The following is a 19,855-nucleotide window of genomic DNA, read 5'->3' on the forward strand; positions in this document are numbered from 1 at the left end:
CAAAGCGCCGTTAACTTTATCTTAAAACTTTTCAAACTTTAGCCAAGAACGTATTCCTTTCTAATTCCTTAAAGGTTAGGATAGGCACGCTTTTATTGAAAGTACCACCGTCTTTCAATGTGTATAGAGTAAAGAGGCTAAGATGGCACGTAGAACCAAGGCAGAAAAAATTGATGTTGAAGTTGAAGAAGCGCTCGAGCAGGCTTTGGACTTTAATTTCGATAATGCCACGACAAAAGACAGTGCTGCACAATCGACTAATGGCCTGATAGATCTGGACGAGCTTGCCGAACAGATTGCACAAGCAACCGAAGAACTTGCAGCCGAAAACGCTCCGGTAGCAAAGCGCGACGAACTCAAAGGTCCTGCTGTTGATGAATCCGTAGCCGAAAGCCTATTCGGCAAAAAGCCGGTTAGAGAATCGACGGGTGGTACAGTTCACGATACCCTCATTGCAAAACAGCCTCGTCCCGCCAATGATGACCTTAATCTGATTAATGCATCAGGTAACTACAAAAACAAACCTTCACGTATTTACTGGAGCACAACTGCTTTAAGTGCACTTTGGGCAGCGGGTGGTGCTTATGTTGCAAACACATTGGCACCGGCAAGCCTCGCCGCTTTTGCCGCGACACCGGCCGGTTTGGCAGTGGCCGCCGGAACAGCTGTTCCGATTTTGATGTTCTGGGGATTTGCACAACTATCAAAACGGTCAACCGAACTCAAAAACATTGCTGCGGCTGTCAGTGATGCTGCTTCACGTCTAAGCCACCCTCAATCCTCGGAAGAACATGCTGCTTCGCTTGGTAAGACAATCCGTCAGGAAGTGTCGGCGATGAACGAAGGTATTGAACGCACCCTTTCGCGAGCTGTCGAACTCGAGGCTCTTATCCAAGGTGAAGTTCAAAATCTTGATCGGGCTTATAGCGAGAATGAAACACGCATTCGTAATCTTATCAGCGAATTGAGCACCGAACGCGAAGCGATCCTTGGTCACGCCGACCGCGTCCAGTCGACTATCCGCGGAACTCAAAACGAATTAAGCAAAGAATTCGGGGCTATTACCTCCAATATTTCTGCAAACGTCGAAAACGTCACAAAAACGCTTACAAAAACTCTTGAACAACAAGGTGAAGAACTGGTTCAACGCCTTGGTAAGGTCGGTGAAGGTGTAAGTGGCGATCTTGCAGAAAAATTCCGTCGAACAGCTGAGGAATTGCAGAGGCAAAATTCCGAATTGCACAACAACCTTGAACAAAGTGTGAATGTTGCAACCGAGCGTCTGGAAAATAACAGCGCAAAAATATCAACAAGCTTTAATCAGGGGGCTGAGGAAGCCGAACAACGAGCCGAAGAGCTTAGCCAGCGTATGCAGGCCGCAACTGAACGTGCACTATCGGATTTCGACGCAAAAATGTCCAAACTGGGCGAGCATGCCAATACATTATCGGCTCATTTTGACAATGCGACCACAGCCGCAATTGCCGCATTCGAAAAGCGTCTCGCCGATGTTGATAAATCATTAGACGAACGTGGCAACACAGTTATAGATGCGTTCATCAAGCGCGCTCAGGAGCTTGAAGACAACACCGAAAAACTCGGTGGCATACTTGATGCAAGAGCAACGCAAATCAATGAAACGCTTAAAGCGCGGACGATCGAAATTGCCAATACATTCACTGCGGGTCGCAACAATTTACTGACGACTGTTGATGATGGTAAGAAGCTGCTTGCCGATCAAATCAACGGTCTTGATATCTCGCTCAATGATATGCTCAAAAATCGGGCTGAAGATTTCAGAGCGCAGATCGCTGAAGGTCGTGAACTCATCACCAACATGCTGGATGGCGAAACCGATAAACTTACCGCAACAGTCAAGGGGCAAATCGATGTCCTGTCACAGCATGTAAGCAACATCGAACAGGTACTCGTCAAGAATGTCGAAACGCTTGATCAGCGTTCCCAAAATTATGTTGAAGGGATTGAGAAACGCACCGGCTCATTGCAAGCAGCCATCGAAAAGAGCTTCGAAACTGCTAACGAGCTGATGGATACCCAGACAAAGAATATCGAAACAAGGGCGGATGCACTGAGAGACTCGCTCACTGTTAACAGTTCGGCATTGAATGAAGTTCTGGCAGATCAGGCACGCGTCCTTGAAGAACGCATTGATTATATCAAAGAAGTCATTGCAAAGGGAGACGCGACATTCAGTGAAACAGTCGGCAATCAGGTTGCGATTGTTAAAGACGCTATTACGAGCAACAGCGAATCGTTGAAATCAACGTTTACGAACCATCTGGATACATTGAAAAACCATACGGAACTGCTCGAGAAAGCGCTGACATCCTCGAATGATTCATTATTGGCATCTGTCGACGAACGTATCGGATCAATGAATGAAAGCTTAACTACAAGCTCCAATACCATAACCGAACAGGCCAAAGAGCTGGAAAATAGCCTTACAAATACATTAGGTGAAGTAACACGCTCCCTTGAAGTTCAAAGCAACTTGCTCGGACAACGTTCAAACGAATTGAAAAATATTGTTACCGAAAACAACGAAGGCATAAAGCGCTCATTTTCTGAACAGACCGCCATATTGGATGAACGCACCCAGACGATGCAAAAGGCACTGGAAGTCGGTGTTCATAATGTAAAGTCGGCACTGGAAGACTCGGCTGTTTCAATTGCCGGCGACCTTAGAACCAATATCACCGCTGCATCCGAGATTTTCAGTGATGAAGCGAAAAAGGCCGCCGAACTGATTTCTCAGTCGAGTGGTAACCTTGTTACAAATCTTTCTACAGAAACGGATAGGGCAACCTCTTTATTGAACGAAACAAGTGACAAACTCATTTCCGGATTGAACAGCGCAACCGAAAAAGCTTCGGAAATTATTTCAACAACCGGCAATGGTTTGACAACTTCGCTTGCAGATGAGGTCAGCAAAACACGATCGGTTCTAGAAAACTCCAATGAAGAGTTGAAAGTTTCCCTTAATGATGTTGCTGACAAAGCCTCTGCCCTGCTCTCTCAATCCGGAAACCGCGTTTTGTCGTCGTTTAATGACGAGTCGACCAAATTGCAATCCACACTTTCCGATATCAGCGATGGCATACTTTCTAGACTGAATAGCGAGACCGATAAAGTCCATGAAAAGATTATGGGCGTCGGTCAGGAAGTCGTAACGTCATTTGCCGATGTTGCGGTGAAAGCAGAAGGCGTCCTATCAGCTTCCGGACAACGCGCTGTCGCCAACTTGACTGCACAATCGGAAAATATCGGCAAGGCGTTGACCACCGCCGGCGATAATATTCTCTCTTCGCTCAATAACAAGGTCAACGAAGCTGCGACCCGCTTCAATGAAGCTGGTCAGACGCTTACAACGTCCTTTGATAGCGAAATATCGAGAGTCGAAGGCGTAATCAACCAACAGGCAGAGCGCTTCAATTCCGTTATTGAAACATCGGCTCAGGCAATTGAACAATCTTTGGCTGACCGTTCGAATCTACTCAACGAAACAATGCAGCAATTGCAGGATAACGTCGGTAACCATCTAAACAGCATTGGTGAAAACGTTAATAACGTTGTAGGCAACGTGTCAAACCAGATAGCGAGCGACGTTCAACAACTTACAAGTGTTACCGAAAATCTTGGTCAAGCAGCGCAACAAGCCACTCAATCACTTGGCAGCCTTGCCTCCCAGTTCAATGACCAGTTGAATGCCGCAACGCAAGACGCCGGACAACGTATGCAGGAACAAAATGATGCATTGTTGAATGCATTGGCACAACGTACTTCGGAAACCTTGCAAGCTGTTTCCGGTGTCAAGGATGATTTTGTCGGCAATGTAACCGGATTGCTTGGTCAAATGGAACAATCGGTGCAAAATATTAATGCCAATGCCAACACGTTGATCACATCAATCCAGAATATTGACGGCCAATTCAGTGAAACGGCTAACGCGTTTTATCAAAACAGCAATCAGATTGCTGAAAATCTGAATAATTCCAATCAGATGCTGAACAGCAATTTTGAATTATTGCAGGGGCTATCCGGCAATACTTTGGAACAGATCAATCAGATGTCCCAAAGCCTTAATCAGCATGCCAACGTCCTTACTCAGGCTGTCCAGATGCTCGAACAATCACAAAATTCGTTCAGTGGCACAGTTGAAGAAAAACAGAATGCACTGGCCCAATTGAGCAATGCATTGATGGCAAAATCGGAAGAAATCAATCAGGTTATTGCTCATTATGAACAAGCCATTGGATCTGCCTTGAAGGAAACAGACGAGAGTGCTCGTGATTCTGCTTTCCGTCTCCAGCAGAGCCTGAATGAAATGGTAGATGTAGCCTCTTCCAAATTCTCCAATGCAACAGATGAAATTCGACGTGCAACGCAGTCTATAAAAGCCGAACTTGAAAAGACAAGCCAGAGTCTCAATTCGACTATCCGTCAGCTGCCGATGCAGACAAAAGAATCTGCCGACCAAATGCGCCACGCGGTTTCCGATCAGATAAAGGCTTTGCAAGAACTGTCGGTTTTGATGCAACAGAGTGCCCAAACCAACAATTTTTCGCGCCCGTTGTCATCGTCGACACAGAATATGAGTGTAAATCCCCCGTTGTCAGCTTCTCAATCTTATGCAGAACGACCACGCACGGCACCCGCCTATAAGCCGGAATTTACCGTAAAACCTGTAGCGACGGCAAAAGCAGCCACACCTGCGTCGAGAGACGGATGGGTATCAAACCTTCTGGCACGCGCCTCCCGCGGTGACGAACCGGATGTTTCAACGCTTACGAAAGTCGAGCAGCCTCGCCCGGCAAATCACGTCATCGATTCGTTGAATTCGTTGTCGGTCGATATTGTCCGTGCAATTGATCATAATGCAGCCGTTCAGCTCTGGGACCATTATCGCCGCGGTCAACGGAATATTTATACTCAACGCCTTTACACAATCAGTGGCCAGAAAACATTCGAAAAAATCCGGCAGAAATATCTTTCGGACAGTGAATTCCGCCGTTCGGTCAACCAATATATTGCCGATTTTGAAAAATTGCTAAGGGATATCTCTCGTGAAACCGGAGACCGCGAGACAATCCGCAGATATCTGACTTCGGATACAGGTAAAGTTTATACAATGCTTGCCCACGCAAGCGGCCGTATCCAGTAATTTAAAAAAAGGGAGCTTGAAGCTCCCTTTTTCCTTGTCTTGAGACACTTTATCAAAATAAGCTTTCCTTGCTATTCGGAAAACCTCAAATAGACGCCTTCTCTTATTCAGCCGCAATCCTCAACTTTTTGTAGCTCTGGTAAATAGCGAAATTATTTTGTCCGGTTTTGCTACACTGTTCAACTCCGATGCATCCGGACTATGCCTGCTATTTTGCGTGCATGTGAATACACATGAAAAATGGGTGTATTTTTAAAGAGATATTCCAGTGATATCTGGCGTTCAGATCGAATTTCTATGAAGAAGGATGTTCTTCCTTCCAATAGATAATTTGATATTCCGAAGTTGATGCCTTTATCGGCTAATCCATGTTGTTGGTGTCCCGGAGCAAATCTGAGGATAAATAGCCGCCGCGAATCCCGTTATTCGGATTGAAATGCCGGAAATTTGTCCGCATCGTCGCGATAGTATTTACTATAACCGCTTAGTGCGGGAATTGTTACAACCTATCTCAATGGAATATTTTCAAGCTGCTTGTTCAAAATTATATCATGCAAACAACGCCGTTCCTAAGGTTGAAAAGTTCACGCCTTTATAATTTTCAAAATCCAACAAGAATTGCAGTTTAGATAGATGAAACTGTCCAGCTGACAATATCATTGGTTATTTTTTTGAAGGCGTTATCCAATGCTGCGGCATAATGGTTATTATCCGTGCCGGAAACAGGCGCCTCTGCTATAAAGACCTTGGATGCTGTTATATTACCGTTCCGGTCATCCATAATTTTTACGGCTATTTCGAGCGACGCTACATTATGTCCATTGACGATAGCTACATCAAACGATCTGATGTCGGTTAAAATTCGATAATTGATTGCCAGTCCATCACCCGGACGACCGACGCCACCAAAATGATTGCTATTATCAAAAGCCTGTACAAGGCGTGCCTGCACAAGATCAGGGAGGCGATCACTCCACTGGGCCTTTTTAAGATAGGCGATGGATCCGCCCTGCTTGATTACAATGTCTTGTCCGTCAAGTGCCTTAACCGCATCAGGTTGTTCTACCAGAATTTGAATCTTTTGATGTTTTGGTGCTCCTGCTGCAGTAACATTTGTAATGGAAAGATCATAAGTGTCGCGTGCCGGAGCTCCACAGGCTGATAAAAGAGTGGAGGCAAAAAGAAGCCCGAAAGATGCAGCTAAAATTCTGCTCACTTTGTTCTTTTCGGCTATCATCGACGAGTTCTCCCATCATATTGCGGAACAGTCCCTGCCCCGCCAAAAATCAGTCGTTGAGGGTCACGTTCCAGATCTGAAATTGCCCTTTCAATGCGATCCACCGAGCGGCGGCTATCGCTTACAAGAGCCTCGACATTTCTCAAGCCTTGCCCGGAAAATTTTTCAAGATTATTGGCAATCGGTCCGATATGCTCATTTATCGTATCAGCAGCCTTCTGGATAGATGCCAATGTCTGTTGCGCCTGCACAATCACACTGTTCCGGTTATCAGGAGAAAGCATATTGTCGAGCTTGGCCATGATAGAATCGGCTTTTTCGGATGCTGTATTGAGACGTGACATCATCTGTCGCGTATCATCAAGAATTTTTTGTATGTTATCTGTATTATTGTTCAGAGTATTCGAAAAATTCCGCGCGTTTTTAATGGTTTCGGTAAGCGGTTGACGGGAATCTTTCATGAATTGTTCCATCTCGCCCAAGGTCGAATTGGCACGCGCAAAAATATCCTGTGCCGTTGCAAGCAAGTTATTGAACGTTGACGGATCAGCATCAATACGAGCGACTGTATCTTCTTTCTTTGCTTCTTCAAGAAGGTTCGGCTCTTTAAGGCTGCCACCTTTCAGTTCAATAAAAGCAAGACCGGTTAGCCCCTGAAAACCAAGCGTTGCAACTGTTGAACGGGTTATCGGTGTCGTGCCGTTAATTTCCGTTTTGGCAATAACCATGTTAGGGTTTGTGTCATCAAGAACAAGCCGGCGCACTGTTCCGACGCGAATACCGTTAAAAAATACCTGACTGCTTTCACCAAGTCCGGTGACAGAACCGGGAATACGCACATCCAATGGCTCAAGCTGGTGCGAATCTCCCATTCTGGCAATGAAATAGACGATCATAAAAGCGGCGATAAGTGTCACCACAGTAAAGATACCGACTGTCACATAATCTGCTCTGGTTTCCATCTTACTCTGCCGTCTCTTTTGTTAACGTTTTTGGATGACGATTACGCGGAACAATTTGTCTCGCGCGTTTGCCGCGAAAATACGATTGAACCCATGGATCGTCAAACTTCAACATCTCCTCGATCGTTCCCTCTACCATAACTTTCTTATGCCCGAGGACTGCTATTCTATCACAAACTGCATAAAGACTATCAAGGTCGTGTGTCACCATATATACGGTTAAACCCATTGTGTCGCGTAAATCTTCAATCAAAAGATCAAAATCGGCTGCACCAATCGGATCAAGACCGGACGTCGGTTCATCAAGAAAGACAATATGCGGGTCAAGAGCCAATGCGCGCGCAAGAGCAGCGCGTTTAATCATGCCACCCGAAAGTTCCGACGGGTATTTTTCTGCGGTATCGGCTTCAAGGCCGACCAACGAGATTTTTAACCGTGCCAGTTCGTCCATCAGTTTTGGCGACAAATCAAGATATTCACGCATTGGAACCTGAATATTTTCCAATACATTTAATGCAGAAAACAACGCACCGTGCTGGAACAGCACTCCCATGCGCATGTCAATTTCGACCTTTTCCTGATCGGATATTTCATCAATATCCTGCCCCAGAATTTTTATATGGCCGGAAACTTTTTTATTGAGCCCCAATATCGTGCGCATCAAAACCGATTTGCCCGCACCTGACGGTCCGATGAAACCTAAAATTTCACCACGGTGGATATCAAGATTTAGTCCATCCAGAACTTTTTTGCTGCCAAACTGCACGGTAACATCCCGAACCGAGATGATTTCGTTGGTCGTAAGATCCAGTGTCGAGTGGTTTTGTTTGGCTCTTCTCACCTTAAAAACCTCTTAAAAATTGATTGAAGCATAAAAGATAGCGAAAAAACCATCAATAACAATGACAACAAAGATCGATTTCACCACGGAACTCGTCACACGCTGTCCCAATGACTCCGCACTTCCACCAACTTTCATACCTTCAACCGATGCAATAATGCCGATGATCAATGCCATAAACGGAGCTTTGATAAGGCCCGCAAAATAAGTAGTTGTATAAACCGCGTCGTTCAAGCGTGTTATAAAAGCTTCATAAGAAATATTGGAATAAAGATTGGCAACAACTCCTGCTCCCACCAATGCAGCCAGATCGGAAATCACTGTCAACAATGGCAAAATAATTGCCAAAGCAACAAGACGCGGAAAAATTAGAACACCTATCGGGTTTAGGCCCATAACTTTCAATGCATCGGTTTCTTCACGCATTTTCATGGAACCGATTTCGGCCGTTATGGCACTTCCCGAGCGACCCGCGATCATAATTGCGGTTAAAAGCACACCAAGTTCACGAAAAACCAGAATACCAACCAGATCAACAACAAAGATTTCTGCTCCGAAAAGCCGCAACTGGAATGCCCCTTGTTGGGCAATAATGGCACCGACAATGAAAGACATTAAAACAATGATCGGAACCGCACCAACGCCCATCCTGTCAATCTGCGTCACAACTGCCGGTAAACTTACACCGGAACCCCGCCCCTTTTTCATCTGTGAGCCACGAATCGTTGCACCCAGAATATCCATCGCAAGCAAAAAATCGTGGTAACTATTGATTACCCGTTCACCCAAGGTAGAAAAAAAGCGGATATATGCAGGCAGCTTCGGTTCGTTAATTGTATCATCTTTGTTAGAAAAACTTTTTCCAACGGTGATCAGAAGTGAATGCCAGGATTCTTTTGTGCCTGTCAGTTCAACGTCAATGTTGCGCTCTTTCAATTTGACATAAAGTCGTTCCAAAACCCAAGCGCCAGCAGTATCAAGAGAATCAAGGCTGGAAGCGTCGAGAACTGCCTTGCTACATTGGACACTTTCGAGCTCACGTAAATCATCGTCGATTAAATAGACGGTATGAGTGTTCCACACGCCGCCACACAGAACCGACAAAATGCCATCGTGAATATCGTGTTTCACAATGGCCGGTTTTTTCTGTGCTTTTTCCTTCGACTTTATGCGATCACTCATCCAACCCGTCCGTCACCCGTTGAAACGTCGATTCATTTCATTACAATCATAAATATCATTCAGAAAGATTAATGTGTCATTAACCATAAAATATTTGCCTATAACACATTCGTGTAAGATGCATCTTCCTGTGAATCATGACACAAGCATTTCGTTGGATTATAGTCGAAATATGACGAAAGAAAACGTGGGCATTTAAAGCAAGAAACGAAACAAATATAAAAATTTGTTTTTTCCGTTTTAATTTGACCGTTTTAATTTGTATGAAAGTTTAACATGGATCTCGGACTTAACAAACGTAAAGCAATAATATGTGCTTCCAGCAAAGGTCTTGGAAAAGCTTGCGCAATAGCTCTGGCCCGCGAGGGATGTGATGTCGTCATTAATGGTCGACACGCTGATGAACTTCATAAAACAGCATTGGAAATTGAAAAACTTACAAGTGCAAAAGTAGTTGAAGTTACCGGTGATATTTCAACGCCGGATGGACAGCAACGAATTCTCGATAAATGCCCTGATCCGGATATCCTCGTTACCAATAATCACGGGCCACAATTTCGCGATTTTCGCGAGCTTGATCGCAAAGCAATTATCGACGCTGTTACGCAGAATATGGTAACGCCGATTGAACTGATAAAAGCTGTAATCGACAAGATGGTTGATAAAAAATTCGGACGTATTGTCAATATCACGTCGACGTCTGTCTATGTTCCCATTGCAGGCCTTGATCTTTCGTCCGGAGCACGTGCCGGTTTAACATCATTTCTTGCCGGAATTGCGCGAACAGTTGTTGCTGACAATGTCACAATTAACAATCTGCTACCCGGACCGTTTTTAACCGACCGGCTGAAACAAAGTTTTGAAGCTGCTTCAAAACATATTAGTGCTTCAACAGACGATATTATGAAAGAAAGACAAAGTCGGAATCCGGCAAAACGATTTGGCAATCCCGATGAATTCGGGCAGGCTTGTGCTTTTTTATGCTCTGAAAAATCCGGTTTTATTACCGGACAAAATTTGATCATTGATGGCGGTGCTTATTTAAGCGCTTTTTAAAATTTGGGTTAGCAAAATGGTAAAGAAAATTAAATCTCCTCGTCAGGAAGAACTCGAAGAAGCTGCACTCTTTTATCACCGTTATCCAAGCCCAGGAAAACTGGAGATACACCCCACAACCCCGCTCGGAAACCAGCGTGATCTCGCACTTGCCTATTCTCCGGGGGTGGCGGCTCCATGCGAAGCAATCCATGATGATCCAAAAACTGCGGCCGAATACACTGCGCGTTCCAATCTTGTTGCCGTAGTCTCGAACGGTACGGCGGTTCTGGGCCTCGGCAATATCGGGCCACTTGCTGCAAAACCCGTCATGGAAGGGAAAGCCGTTCTATTCAAAAAATTCGCAAATATTGATGTTTTTGATATCGAGATCAAAGCGAACGACATCCCCCATATCGTCAACACAGTGGCCGCTTTGGAGCCGACATTCGGCGGAATCAATCTGGAAGATATAAAAGCGCCTGAATGCTTCGAGGTCGAAGAACAACTCAGAGCAAAAATGAACATTCCTGTATTCCACGATGATCAGCATGGCACCGCCATTATCGTGGGAGCTGCTGTTATCAACGGCCTTGAACTTGCACATAAAAAAATTGAAGACGTAAAAATCGTTGCTTCCGGTGCAGGAGCCGCTGCCCTTGCTTGTCTTAATCTGCTTGTCCGCCTTGGAGCAAAAAAAGAAAATATCTGGGTGAGCGATCTCGAAGGAGTGGTTTACGAAGGGCGTGAGGCCTTAATGGATCGCTGGAAAAGCGTCTACGCGCAAAAAACCGATGCCCGCAAGCTTGACGACATCATTGGCGGCGCGGACATATTTCTGGGTGTATCTGCCGGTAATGTTCTAAAGCCAGAAATGGTAGCAAAAATGGCTAAAACGCCACTCATCCTTGCTCTTGCCAATCCAACACCGGAAATTATGCCTGAAGATGCCCGAAAAGCACGGCCTGATGCGATGATCTGCACGGGGCGTTCGGACTATCCTAATCAGGTCAATAATGTATTGTGCTTTCCCTATATTTTTCGCGGAGCACTTGATGTTGGTGCCACAGCTATCAATGAAGAGATGAAGGCAGCGGCTGTTTATGCGATTGCTGCTTTGGCAAAAGAAGAACCTTCCGATGTCGCTGCCCGCGCCTATTCCGGCGAGGCTTTAAGCTTTGGCCCGAATTATCTTATCCCCTCTCCTTTTGATCCGCGTCTCATCCTACGCATTGCGCCGGCGGTTGCAAAAGCGGCGATGAAATCGGGGGTCGCGACACGGCCAATCACAGATATGAATGCTTATCTTGATAAATTGAACCGTTTCGTTTTCCGCTCCGGACTTATTATGAAGCCGGTTTTCGCTGCTGCAAAATCTGCCGAACATAAACGCGTTATCTATGCAGATGGTGAAGACGAACGCGTACTTCGGGCTGCACAAATTGTTCTTGAAGACCAAACCGCAACGCCAATTCTGATTGGCCGACCTGATGTTGTCGAGGCGAGATTGAAACGTTTCGGTTTGCGTATCAGACCGAATGTCGATTTCGAACTTATCAATCCGCAAGATGACCCCCGTTATCGTGATTATGTGGATCTGTTTCTTCACTATACCGGCCGGCGTGGTGTTACTCCGGAAGCGGCCAAAACAATTGTTCGCACCTCCACGACAGCAATTGCAGCCCTTGCCGTGATGCGCGACGAGGCAGACGCAATGATATGCGGGCTTGGCGGCAGATTCGGAAGGAACCTCCAGCTTGTAGAACAGGTTATCGGGCTTGAAAAAGATATTGGCCAATTTTCTGCTTTGAGCCTGTTGATCTCGCAGCGTGGAACACTGTTTCTGACTGATACTTATGTTAACACCGACCCCACCGCTGAACAGATCGTAGAAATGGCAGCTCTCGCCGCCGAAGAGGTTCGTGGGTTCGGGATTGAACCGAAAGTTGCTCTTCTCTCACATTCCAATTTTGGCTCGAAAGACACAGAGTCGGCGAAGAAAATGCGCCGAGCTTCCGAACTTCTTGCCGAACGTTATCCCGATCTTGAATCGGATGGAGAAATGCATGGTGACGCAGCCCTTTCGCAAATTTTGCGCGACCGTGTTTTTCCGGGCTCCCGCTTGAAGGGCGAAGCAAATCTTCTCGTATTCCCGAATCTTGATGCCGCCAACATCACACTCAATGTTGTAAAAAACCTGACTGATGCACTTCACGTCGGGCCGATATTGTTAGGTCCGGCGAAACCGGCACATATCCTGACAACATCGGTTACCTCTCGTGGTGTAGTCAATATGACAGCATTGGCGGTTCTTGAAGCGAATACAAAAAAGAATCAGAAACGCATTAAACAAGGATGAACCGGAAAATAGAGATAAACCGATCGTTTTTTAACCGATTTATCTGTTTTTGTTGTTATTTTGCCTCTTTTTCCAAAAACAAGCAAAAATAGAACCGGCTTAGCAGTGGAAGAGATGGATTCTTGTTTCCGGGAAGCACTAAGAAATGCTAACTTTGCTTTAAGTCTTTTTTTTAACCAAGAAAGACGCTAGATAGATTCGCTGAAGGCCGCTTGATGGCCGTAACTAGTAAAAGGAATTGCACATTGTCCTCTACGTTTGACAAAGTTGCCGACATCATCGCTGAAACAAGCGAAATTGATCGCAATACAATTACGCCGGAAAGCCACACCATCGACGATCTGGGTATTGATAGTCTGGACTTTCTGGATATTGTTTTTGCTATAGATAAAGCTTTCGGTATAAAAATACCGCTAGAGCAATGGACACAGGAAGTTAACGAAGGCAAAGTCGAGACAGATGAATATTTTGTCCTTAAAAATCTTTGTGCCAAAATTGACGAACTTGTTGCCGCCAAAAATAACGCCGGATAATCCTGTATAATGCAAAAAAAACATTCTGTCGTCATCACCGGTATAGGTCTCATAAGTTCTCTGGGTGAAGGTGTTGAAAAGCACTGGGAGCTATTAAATACATCTCCCCTTGCCCCGCATATTGATGCAGAGAACTTTGCCCCTTACACTGTTCATGCTCTGGGGGAAGTTGACTGGAGTCAGCAAATCCCGAAGCGGAGCGATCAACGACAGATGGAAACCTGGCAAAGGTTGGGAACTTATGCTGCCGGTCTTGCTCTTGAAGATGCGGGAGTCAAAGGTGATCTGGATGTAACTTCGACCATGGATATGATCGTTGGTGCAGGCGGCGGTGAGCGTGATATCAATGTTGATGTCGAAATACTCAACAAAGGTCGCACAACAAAAGATCGTGGTGTCATGCTGAATGAAACTCTATCAACTGAGTTGCGTCCGACACTTTTTCTTGCTCAATTATCCAATCTTTTGGCCGGAAATATTTCGATTGTCCACAAAGTCATCGGTTCTTCCCGCAGTTTCATGGGGGAAGAAGGAAGCGGCCTTGCTGCTTTTATGGTGGCAATTGCAAGGATTAGGTCTGGTCAGAGCACACATGCTCTTGTCGGCGGTTCTTACAATGCCCAGCATTATGATATGCTTTTGGGGCAAGGATTAGGGCAACTTTTGAAGCAGGACGGCTGGTCGCCTGTCTGGCAGCGTGAGAACTGTGAGGGTGGTGGTCTTATAACCGGCTCGGGTGGCGTTTTCCTGGTGCTCGAGAGTTTGGAATATGCCAAAAAACGCGGTGCAAAAATCTACGCTATTATTTCAGATTTTGTGGCAGACCAGACGAACCGTAAAAAGATAGCTCTCGAAAAGACATTGGAAACAATGTTGGAACATGTCAATGGAACAACCGGCGAAACAGCCAATTTAGAAAGAAACAACTTGGTTGTATCGGGTGCTTCTGGCGTAAAAGGCGTAACCGGAACGGAAAAAGCCTTTTGGGATAAAAGCAAGCTTGCCTATCGTGGTGTATCAACTTTGTTTGGCCATTGGCGTGAAGCGCAATTTCCGCTCGCGTTAGCATTGGGTGCAATGGCAGTAAAGAAAAGACAAGCTTTCAAAGCATTGAGCGATGATGAGAAACCGGTCAACGATATTGATAGCGTTATCGTTTCAACTGTCGGTGTGACGAGAGCCGAAGGCATGGCAAGACTTATAGCTGGCTAAAGGATTTGTAATGGATAAATATACCGATCATCTGGGGCGGCCACTTGTCGCAATTACAGGAGCTGGTGTCATCAGCTCTCTCGGTCAGGGAAAGAAAGAAAACTGGGAAAAACTTGTTAATGGTGTGAGCGGTATTCATCGCATCACACGCTTTCCGGTTGAAGGTTTGACAACGCAAATTGCCGGTACAGTAGATTTTCTTGAAGAAAGTCACATTGGTGCTTCGGCATTATCGGAGAAACTCGCAACCATTGCTGCAAATGAAGCAATCAGCGAAGCAGGACTTGATGAAACTGCCTTTAATGGGCCATTGTTTCTGGCAGCACCGCCCGTTGAACTTGACTGGAAATCGCGTTTTGCGCTTGATGACGAAATTGATCGCCAAAAAAGTCCGTCTTATCAAGCATTTCTGGAAGTCTGTGCAAAAAATCCTCATCAACGTTTTTTTGAAACAACACAATTCGGATATATTGCGGAACGCTTGAAAGACCGTTTCGGAACCGTTGGCCTTCCGGTTACCTTGTCAACAGCTTGTGCCTCAGGTGCAACGGCGATACAACTCGGCGTCGAAGCAATAAGACGTGGTGAAACCGATCGTGCATTGACAATCGGTACAGATGGTTCGGTTTCGGCTGAAGCGCTGATACGGTTTTCGTTGTTGTCTGCCCTGTCTACACAAAACCAGATTCCGGAAAAAGCGTCAAAACCGTTTAGCAAAGGCCGTGACGGTTTTGTCATGGCAGAAGGTTCGGGAGCACTCGTTCTTGAATCGCTTGAAAGTGCCTTGAAACGCGGAGCGAAGGTTCTGGGATTTCTTGCAGGATGTGGTGAAACTGCTGACGACTTTCACCGTACACGTTCAAAACCTGATGCGTCTCCGGCTACAGCATCTATGCGCAAAGCATTGGAAGATGCGGGCATCGGTATTGATGACGTTGATTATATCAACGCTCATGGAACCTCGACGCCAGAAAATGAAAAGATGGAATATCTGGCCTTATCAAATGTGTTTGGCGACCATATTGAAAAAGTTCCTGTTTCATCAAACAAGTCGATGATCGGTCATACCTTGACCGCCGCCGGAGCAATTGAAGCTGTGTTTTCACTCCTGACTATCAGAACAGGGATTATGCCTCCGACAATCAATTATGACGAACCGGATCCGGCAATTCCACTTGATGTGGTGCCGAACAAATGCCGAAAAGCGAAGGTAACGTCCGTGCTTTCGAACTCATTCGGATTTGGTGGACAGAACGAAAGTCTTGTTGTCAGAGCGTATAACGGATAACTCGCAGTTTAGCAGTATTTTCCGGCGAATTTTTTTAAGAAGGAATAGTCATGCGCGCATTGCAATTGCTTGACGACAAACGTCTTGAATTAACCGAAATAGCTCCGCCACCGGCTCCCGGAAACGGTGAAGTTACGGTTCAGATAAAGGCTGTGGCCCTCAATCACATCGATGTTTGGGGTTGGCGGGGCATGGCTTTTGCAAAACGCAAATTACCGCTTACAATTGGTGCAGAAGCATCCGGCATTGTGCAATCAATCGGTCCCGGCGTCGGTAATCTTCAAGTGGGACAGCTTGTATCTATATATGGAGCGAAAACCTGTGGACTGTGCAAAAACTGTCGGGAAGGACGGGACAATCTTTGCACGCATGTCAGTGGCGTTCACGGCTTTCATATTGACGGTTTTGCCTGTGAAGCTGTGAATTTACCGGCCCGATTGTTGGTACCGGCACCGCTTGATTGTGATGAGATTGACGCCGCAGTTGCTCCGATTACTTTCGGTACTGTCGAGCATATGCTTTTTGATAATGCAAAACTTCAGCCCGGTGAAACAATTCTCGTCCATGCTGGCGGATCCGGCATCGGCTCGGCTGCTATACAACTGGCAAAGCGTATGGGCTGTACAGTTTTTACAACAGTCGGCTCTGATGGAAAAATCGATAAAGCAAAAGCTCTCGGCGCAGATGTTGTTATCAACTATCGCGACGATCGCTTTGAACATGTCGTACGTAAACTGACCGAGAAAAAGGGCGTCGACGTCGTTTTTGAACACGTCGGTGCTGACACTTGGGCCGGTTCGATGCTGTGTTTGAAACGCGGCGGTCGGCTTGTTACATGTGGTTCGACATCGGGTGTGTCAACCTCGATGAATTTGATGCAACTCTTCCAGCAGCAATTAAAAATTTTTGGTTCGTTCGGCTGTCGAATGGAAAATATGGCGAATGCCATGCAAAAAATGGCGCAAGGCATCGTTCATCCGGTTGTTGACACCATTGTCGATTTTGGAGACATTGAAAAAGCATTGAAACGGATGGAAAGTCGCGACGTGTTCGGTAAAATCATCCTGAAAATCAGTTGATGCAGAAATTGCGTGTAAAGCTTATTGTTTTTCGTATCCGGACAAAATTGAAAGACTGGTGGGACTGGTCGTGGGCGCATTTTGTTGCCGGATTGATGTCGCTTATTCGCTATCTTCCTGCAAAAGCCGGCATCGGCTTTTTTGCATGGTTTGCCCGTACTGTCGGGCCTCTGCTCCCACGTCATCAAATAGCACTGGATAATTTGCGAAAAGCCTATCCGGAAAAAGATCCCGAGTGGATCCGTAAAACTGCTCTTGAAATGTGGGAAAATATGGGGCGGCTGTTTGCCGAATATGTGTTTCTTGACAAAATTTTCGACTTTGACCCGAATGCGAAGAAGCCCGGACTGGTTGAAGTCGATGGAATCGATATTTTTGTCAGATTAAGGGACGAAAAAAAACCGCACATATTTTTTACAGCTCATACCGGTAATTTTGAACTGTTGCCTATTTGTGCCGCGACATTCGATCTTAACGTAACGGCACTTTTCCGTCCTCCCAATAACCCTTATATAGCGAAGCGTGTTTTGAAAGCACGGCGTACTGCTATGGGGCACCTCGTCCCGTCGAAAGCCGGTGCGGCATGGGCACTTGCAGGAAAGCTTGCCGAAGGTGAAGACGTCGGTATGTTGGTCGACCAGAAATTCCGCCGCGGCATAAAGGGAACTTTTTTTGGCAGACCTGTGAGAACCAATCCCTTATTGATCAAACTGGCCCGCCAATATGATTGTGATGTCTACCCTGCCCGCTCTATCCGCTTGCCTGGTGGGCGTTACCGTCTTGAACTTTACGAACGCATGGATTTGCCAAAAGATAAAGACGGTAATATTGATGAGGTCAAAGCAGCACAAAAGCTGAATGATACGGTTGAAGCATGGGTGCGTGAATATCCCGGACAATGGATGTGGTTTCATAAACGTTGGGACGATTGATTATTCCCGCTACCCACAAGTAAAAATTGTGACAACCTTCCACCTTGTAGAAATTGCGGTTAATCAGCCGACATTAATCACGAGTTAGCTGCGCCTTAAATTGTTGTGGTTTTGTGGGCGTTAAAAGGCAATGAAACGTCCAGTCAATGTGTCTATCTGCTGGTCTGTTCTTATTATTTAGCTATTCGCCGAATAGCTATCGTCCGACGGGCTTTCTATTGATTGGTATAGTCTGTTTTGGTCCGAGAATAAATTTTTCAAGACAGCTTTGAAAGAAATTTACTGACGTGAACAGCTTTTGGATTGTCGGAGTCACCGTTAAAAGTGGGGGTGTCACTAGGCCTACGGCGGCGTGAACTAACTATAATAGACCAGATCAAAAAAATGTTTTAACGGACAGAGGATGAAATAAAATTCCGATCGCCTAGCTTAATCTTACAATCGGCAGCATCCTGCCAAATGATTAGCCGCATAAAAAAGCGTAATAGCGTTGAATTTCCGCCCCTTTTCCTCTCGGTTAACAGCTCATCAAACTGCATTTTGTATAAAACCCAATTGACCAGCAATTACGAACAAACATATGAGTTATTGCCATAATAACCAAATGACGTTTTACTCTACAAATTTTATGCGACACTCGATCACGTTAGAATTATCACGAAATAAAGAAGATTCCTGAGAAGATGCTAGCGCGATCAGCATGGATCGAATAGTTATTTTGGTCAGCAAGTCTAGTCGGCAACAGCGACCATGACGTCGGAAGATTTAATAACGGCTGCTGCTTGTTCACCCACTTCTAACTTGAGATCATCAACGGCTTCATTCGTGATGGAGGCTGTTACCACTGCACCACCAATATCGATTTGGACATGGGCTGTTGTTGCACCTTTTTTAATAGCGACAATTTTACCTTTTAAAATATTGCGCGCACTGATTTTCATCATACGTTTCCTTTTCAGCTATGGTTTATTTATAACCATTTGGGTTCTTGACCTGAAAATTCCACATATCGGCGCACATCTTTTCCAAATCTTTTTCCGCTCGCCAATGAAGTTTTTCAAATGCCGTTGAAGGGTTGGCAAAAAATTCACCAATATCACCCGGACGCCTCGGTCCTACTTCATATTTGATTTTTTTGTTTGATATGTGTTCGAACGCCTTGATGACATCCATAACACTATAGCCGCGTCCGCGCCCAAGATTGATGACGTCACAACCGGGGTGATCCAGTGTTTTCAATGCTCGCAAATGCCCTTCTGCCAAATCGCTTACATGAATATAATCACGCACCCCCGTCCCGTCTTCAGTGTCATAATCGTTCCCCCAGATCATGACTTTATCGCGTCGTCCTGATGCAACCTGTGCAATAATTGGCATAAGATTATTCGGTATGCCTTTCGGTTCTTCGCCGATCAATCCGCTTTCGTCAGCCCCTACCGGATTGAAATAACGCAGAATCGAAAAAGCCCAGGTCGGATCGCTCGCATAAAAATCACGCAACATATTTTCGACCGTCAATTTTGTTCGCCCATAGACGCTTACGGGATTAAGCGGATGCCTTTCATCATATGGAAGATATTTCGGTACACCATAAACAGTCGCCGTTGAGGAAAAAACCATTTTCTTGACGCCAGTCGATTTCATGGCCTGCAATAGTCTTAAACTACCCACAACGTTGCAATCATAGTATAGATCAGGCTGTTTTTCCGATTCGGCGACCGATTTCAGTCCGGCGAAATGGATGACAGCCTCACATTTATGATGGTCAAGGACATATTCGACAAAACTTCTGTCCCTCACATCGCCCGATTCGTTAATCGGTGCTCGTCCGGTAATTTTTTCTATCCTGCGTAATACTTCCGGATGACTATTTCCGAAATTATCAAGAATAATGACGCGATAACCCGCTTTTATAAGTGCGACGCAACAATGCGATCCAATGTAACCTGCACCACCCGTTACCAAAATATTCATAATAAAACCTATAAAACGCAAGATGTGGAACTTTTATGA

The 19,855-nt window shown here is 45.5% G+C and carries 14 protein-coding genes; 8 read left to right on the forward strand and 6 right to left on the reverse strand.

All coding sequences use genetic code 11. The annotated features are described in order from the left end of the window. Positions 1–142 precede the first annotated feature (142 nt). The gene (locus H3V12_RS03585) at positions 143–5,182 is read left to right on the forward strand and encodes a hypothetical protein (RefSeq protein WP_198212848.1); all 5,040 of its coding nucleotides are present in this window, start codon (positions 143–145) and stop codon (positions 5,180–5,182) included. A gap of 625 nt (positions 5,183–5,807) precedes the next feature. Here H3V12_RS03585 and H3V12_RS03590 read toward each other — a convergent pair. From H3V12_RS03590 to H3V12_RS03605, 4 genes are read right to left on the reverse strand one after another with little or no spacing between them, the layout of a single operon-like run. Further along, complete coding sequence (locus H3V12_RS03590; RefSeq protein WP_198212850.1) at positions 5,808–6,419, reverse strand: ABC-type transport auxiliary lipoprotein family protein; 612 nt, start codon at positions 6,417–6,419, stop codon at positions 5,808–5,810. Further along, entirely contained in the window at positions 6,416–7,381 is a 966-nt protein-coding gene (locus tag H3V12_RS03595; protein WP_198212851.1) for an MlaD family protein, read from the reverse strand. Before H3V12_RS03595 ends, H3V12_RS03590 begins: the two co-directional genes overlap by 4 nt. Position 7,382: 1 nt before the next feature. Next, positions 7,383–8,222: an ABC transporter ATP-binding protein gene (locus H3V12_RS03600; protein WP_075870769.1), complete on the reverse strand. Its 840-nt coding sequence runs from the start codon at positions 8,220–8,222 to the stop codon at positions 7,383–7,385. A gap of 12 nt (positions 8,223–8,234) precedes the next feature. After that, entirely contained in the window at positions 8,235–9,404 is a 1,170-nt protein-coding gene (locus H3V12_RS03605; protein ID WP_075870770.1) for an ABC transporter permease, read from the reverse strand. 276 nt (positions 9,405–9,680) lie between these two features. On the opposite strand from H3V12_RS03605, the gene H3V12_RS03610 reads away from it, so the two are divergent. From H3V12_RS03610 to H3V12_RS03640, 7 genes are all read left to right on the forward strand, one after another. Continuing rightward, positions 9,681–10,460 (forward strand): SDR family oxidoreductase, encoded by a 780-nt coding sequence (locus tag H3V12_RS03610; protein WP_198212853.1) that lies wholly within the window; start codon positions 9,681–9,683, stop codon positions 10,458–10,460. A gap of 16 nt (positions 10,461–10,476) precedes the next feature. Continuing rightward, positions 10,477–12,798, forward strand: coding sequence for an NADP-dependent malic enzyme (locus H3V12_RS03615; RefSeq protein ID WP_198212856.1), 2,322 nt, complete (start codon positions 10,477–10,479; stop codon positions 12,796–12,798). A gap of 245 nt (positions 12,799–13,043) precedes the next feature. Beyond that, complete coding sequence (locus H3V12_RS03620) at positions 13,044–13,331, forward strand: acyl carrier protein (RefSeq protein ID WP_075870773.1); 288 nt, start codon at positions 13,044–13,046, stop codon at positions 13,329–13,331. 9 nt (positions 13,332–13,340) lie between these two features. After that, positions 13,341–14,543: a beta-ketoacyl-ACP synthase gene (locus tag H3V12_RS03625; protein ID WP_198212858.1), complete on the forward strand. Its 1,203-nt coding sequence runs from the start codon at positions 13,341–13,343 to the stop codon at positions 14,541–14,543. 10 nt (positions 14,544–14,553) lie between these two features. Further along, positions 14,554–15,831: a beta-ketoacyl-ACP synthase gene (locus tag H3V12_RS03630; RefSeq protein WP_198212860.1), complete on the forward strand. Its 1,278-nt coding sequence runs from the start codon at positions 14,554–14,556 to the stop codon at positions 15,829–15,831. 50 nt (positions 15,832–15,881) lie between these two features. Beyond that, positions 15,882–16,910: a zinc-binding dehydrogenase gene (locus tag H3V12_RS03635; RefSeq protein ID WP_198212862.1), complete on the forward strand. Its 1,029-nt coding sequence runs from the start codon at positions 15,882–15,884 to the stop codon at positions 16,908–16,910. Continuing rightward, on the forward strand, positions 16,910–17,842 hold the full coding sequence (locus H3V12_RS03640; RefSeq protein WP_198212864.1) for a lipid A biosynthesis lauroyl acyltransferase: 933 nt from the start codon (positions 16,910–16,912) through the stop codon (positions 17,840–17,842). Before H3V12_RS03635 ends, H3V12_RS03640 begins: the two co-directional genes overlap by 1 nt. 731 nt (positions 17,843–18,573) lie before the next feature. Here H3V12_RS03640 and H3V12_RS03645 read toward each other — a convergent pair. Together H3V12_RS03645 and galE are read right to left on the reverse strand one after the other, a co-directional pair. Continuing rightward, complete coding sequence (locus H3V12_RS03645) at positions 18,574–18,783, reverse strand: TOBE domain-containing protein (RefSeq protein WP_075870891.1); 210 nt, start codon at positions 18,781–18,783, stop codon at positions 18,574–18,576. 25 nt (positions 18,784–18,808) lie between these two features. Beyond that, positions 18,809–19,816, reverse strand: coding sequence for a UDP-glucose 4-epimerase GalE (gene galE, locus H3V12_RS03650; protein WP_075870778.1), 1,008 nt, complete (start codon positions 19,814–19,816; stop codon positions 18,809–18,811). Positions 19,817–19,855: the final 39 nt, after the last annotated feature.

Source organism: Bartonella sp. W8167, assembly GCF_016100335.1.
Lineage (GTDB): Bacteria > Pseudomonadota > Alphaproteobacteria > Rhizobiales > Rhizobiaceae > Bartonella > Bartonella apis.

Bases quoted from the DNA above. Each gene is read 5' to 3' on its own strand.
- H3V12_RS03585 (WP_198212848.1), top strand. From the start codon at position 143: ATGGCACGTAGAACCAAGGCAGAAAAAATTGATGTTGAAGTTGAAGAA.
- H3V12_RS03590 (WP_198212850.1), bottom strand. From the start codon at position 6,419: ATGATAGCCGAAAAGAACAAAGTGAGCAGAATTTTAGCTGCATCTTTC.
- H3V12_RS03595 (WP_198212851.1), bottom strand. From the start codon at position 7,381: ATGGAAACCAGAGCAGATTATGTGACAGTCGGTATCTTTACTGTGGTG.
- H3V12_RS03605 (WP_075870770.1), bottom strand. From the start codon at position 9,404: ATGAGTGATCGCATAAAGTCGAAGGAAAAAGCACAGAAAAAACCGGCC.
- H3V12_RS03610 (WP_198212853.1), top strand. From the start codon at position 9,681: ATGGATCTCGGACTTAACAAACGTAAAGCAATAATATGTGCTTCCAGC.
- H3V12_RS03615 (WP_198212856.1), top strand. From the start codon at position 10,477: ATGGTAAAGAAAATTAAATCTCCTCGTCAGGAAGAACTCGAAGAAGCT.
- H3V12_RS03625 (WP_198212858.1), top strand. From the start codon at position 13,341: ATGCAAAAAAAACATTCTGTCGTCATCACCGGTATAGGTCTCATAAGT.
- H3V12_RS03630 (WP_198212860.1), top strand. From the start codon at position 14,554: ATGGATAAATATACCGATCATCTGGGGCGGCCACTTGTCGCAATTACA.
- H3V12_RS03635 (WP_198212862.1), top strand. From the start codon at position 15,882: ATGCGCGCATTGCAATTGCTTGACGACAAACGTCTTGAATTAACCGAA.
- H3V12_RS03640 (WP_198212864.1), top strand. From the start codon at position 16,910: ATGCAGAAATTGCGTGTAAAGCTTATTGTTTTTCGTATCCGGACAAAA.
- H3V12_RS03645 (WP_075870891.1), bottom strand. From the start codon at position 18,783: ATGAAAATCAGTGCGCGCAATATTTTAAAAGGTAAAATTGTCGCTATT.
- galE (WP_075870778.1), bottom strand. From the start codon at position 19,816: ATGAATATTTTGGTAACGGGTGGTGCAGGTTACATTGGATCGCATTGT.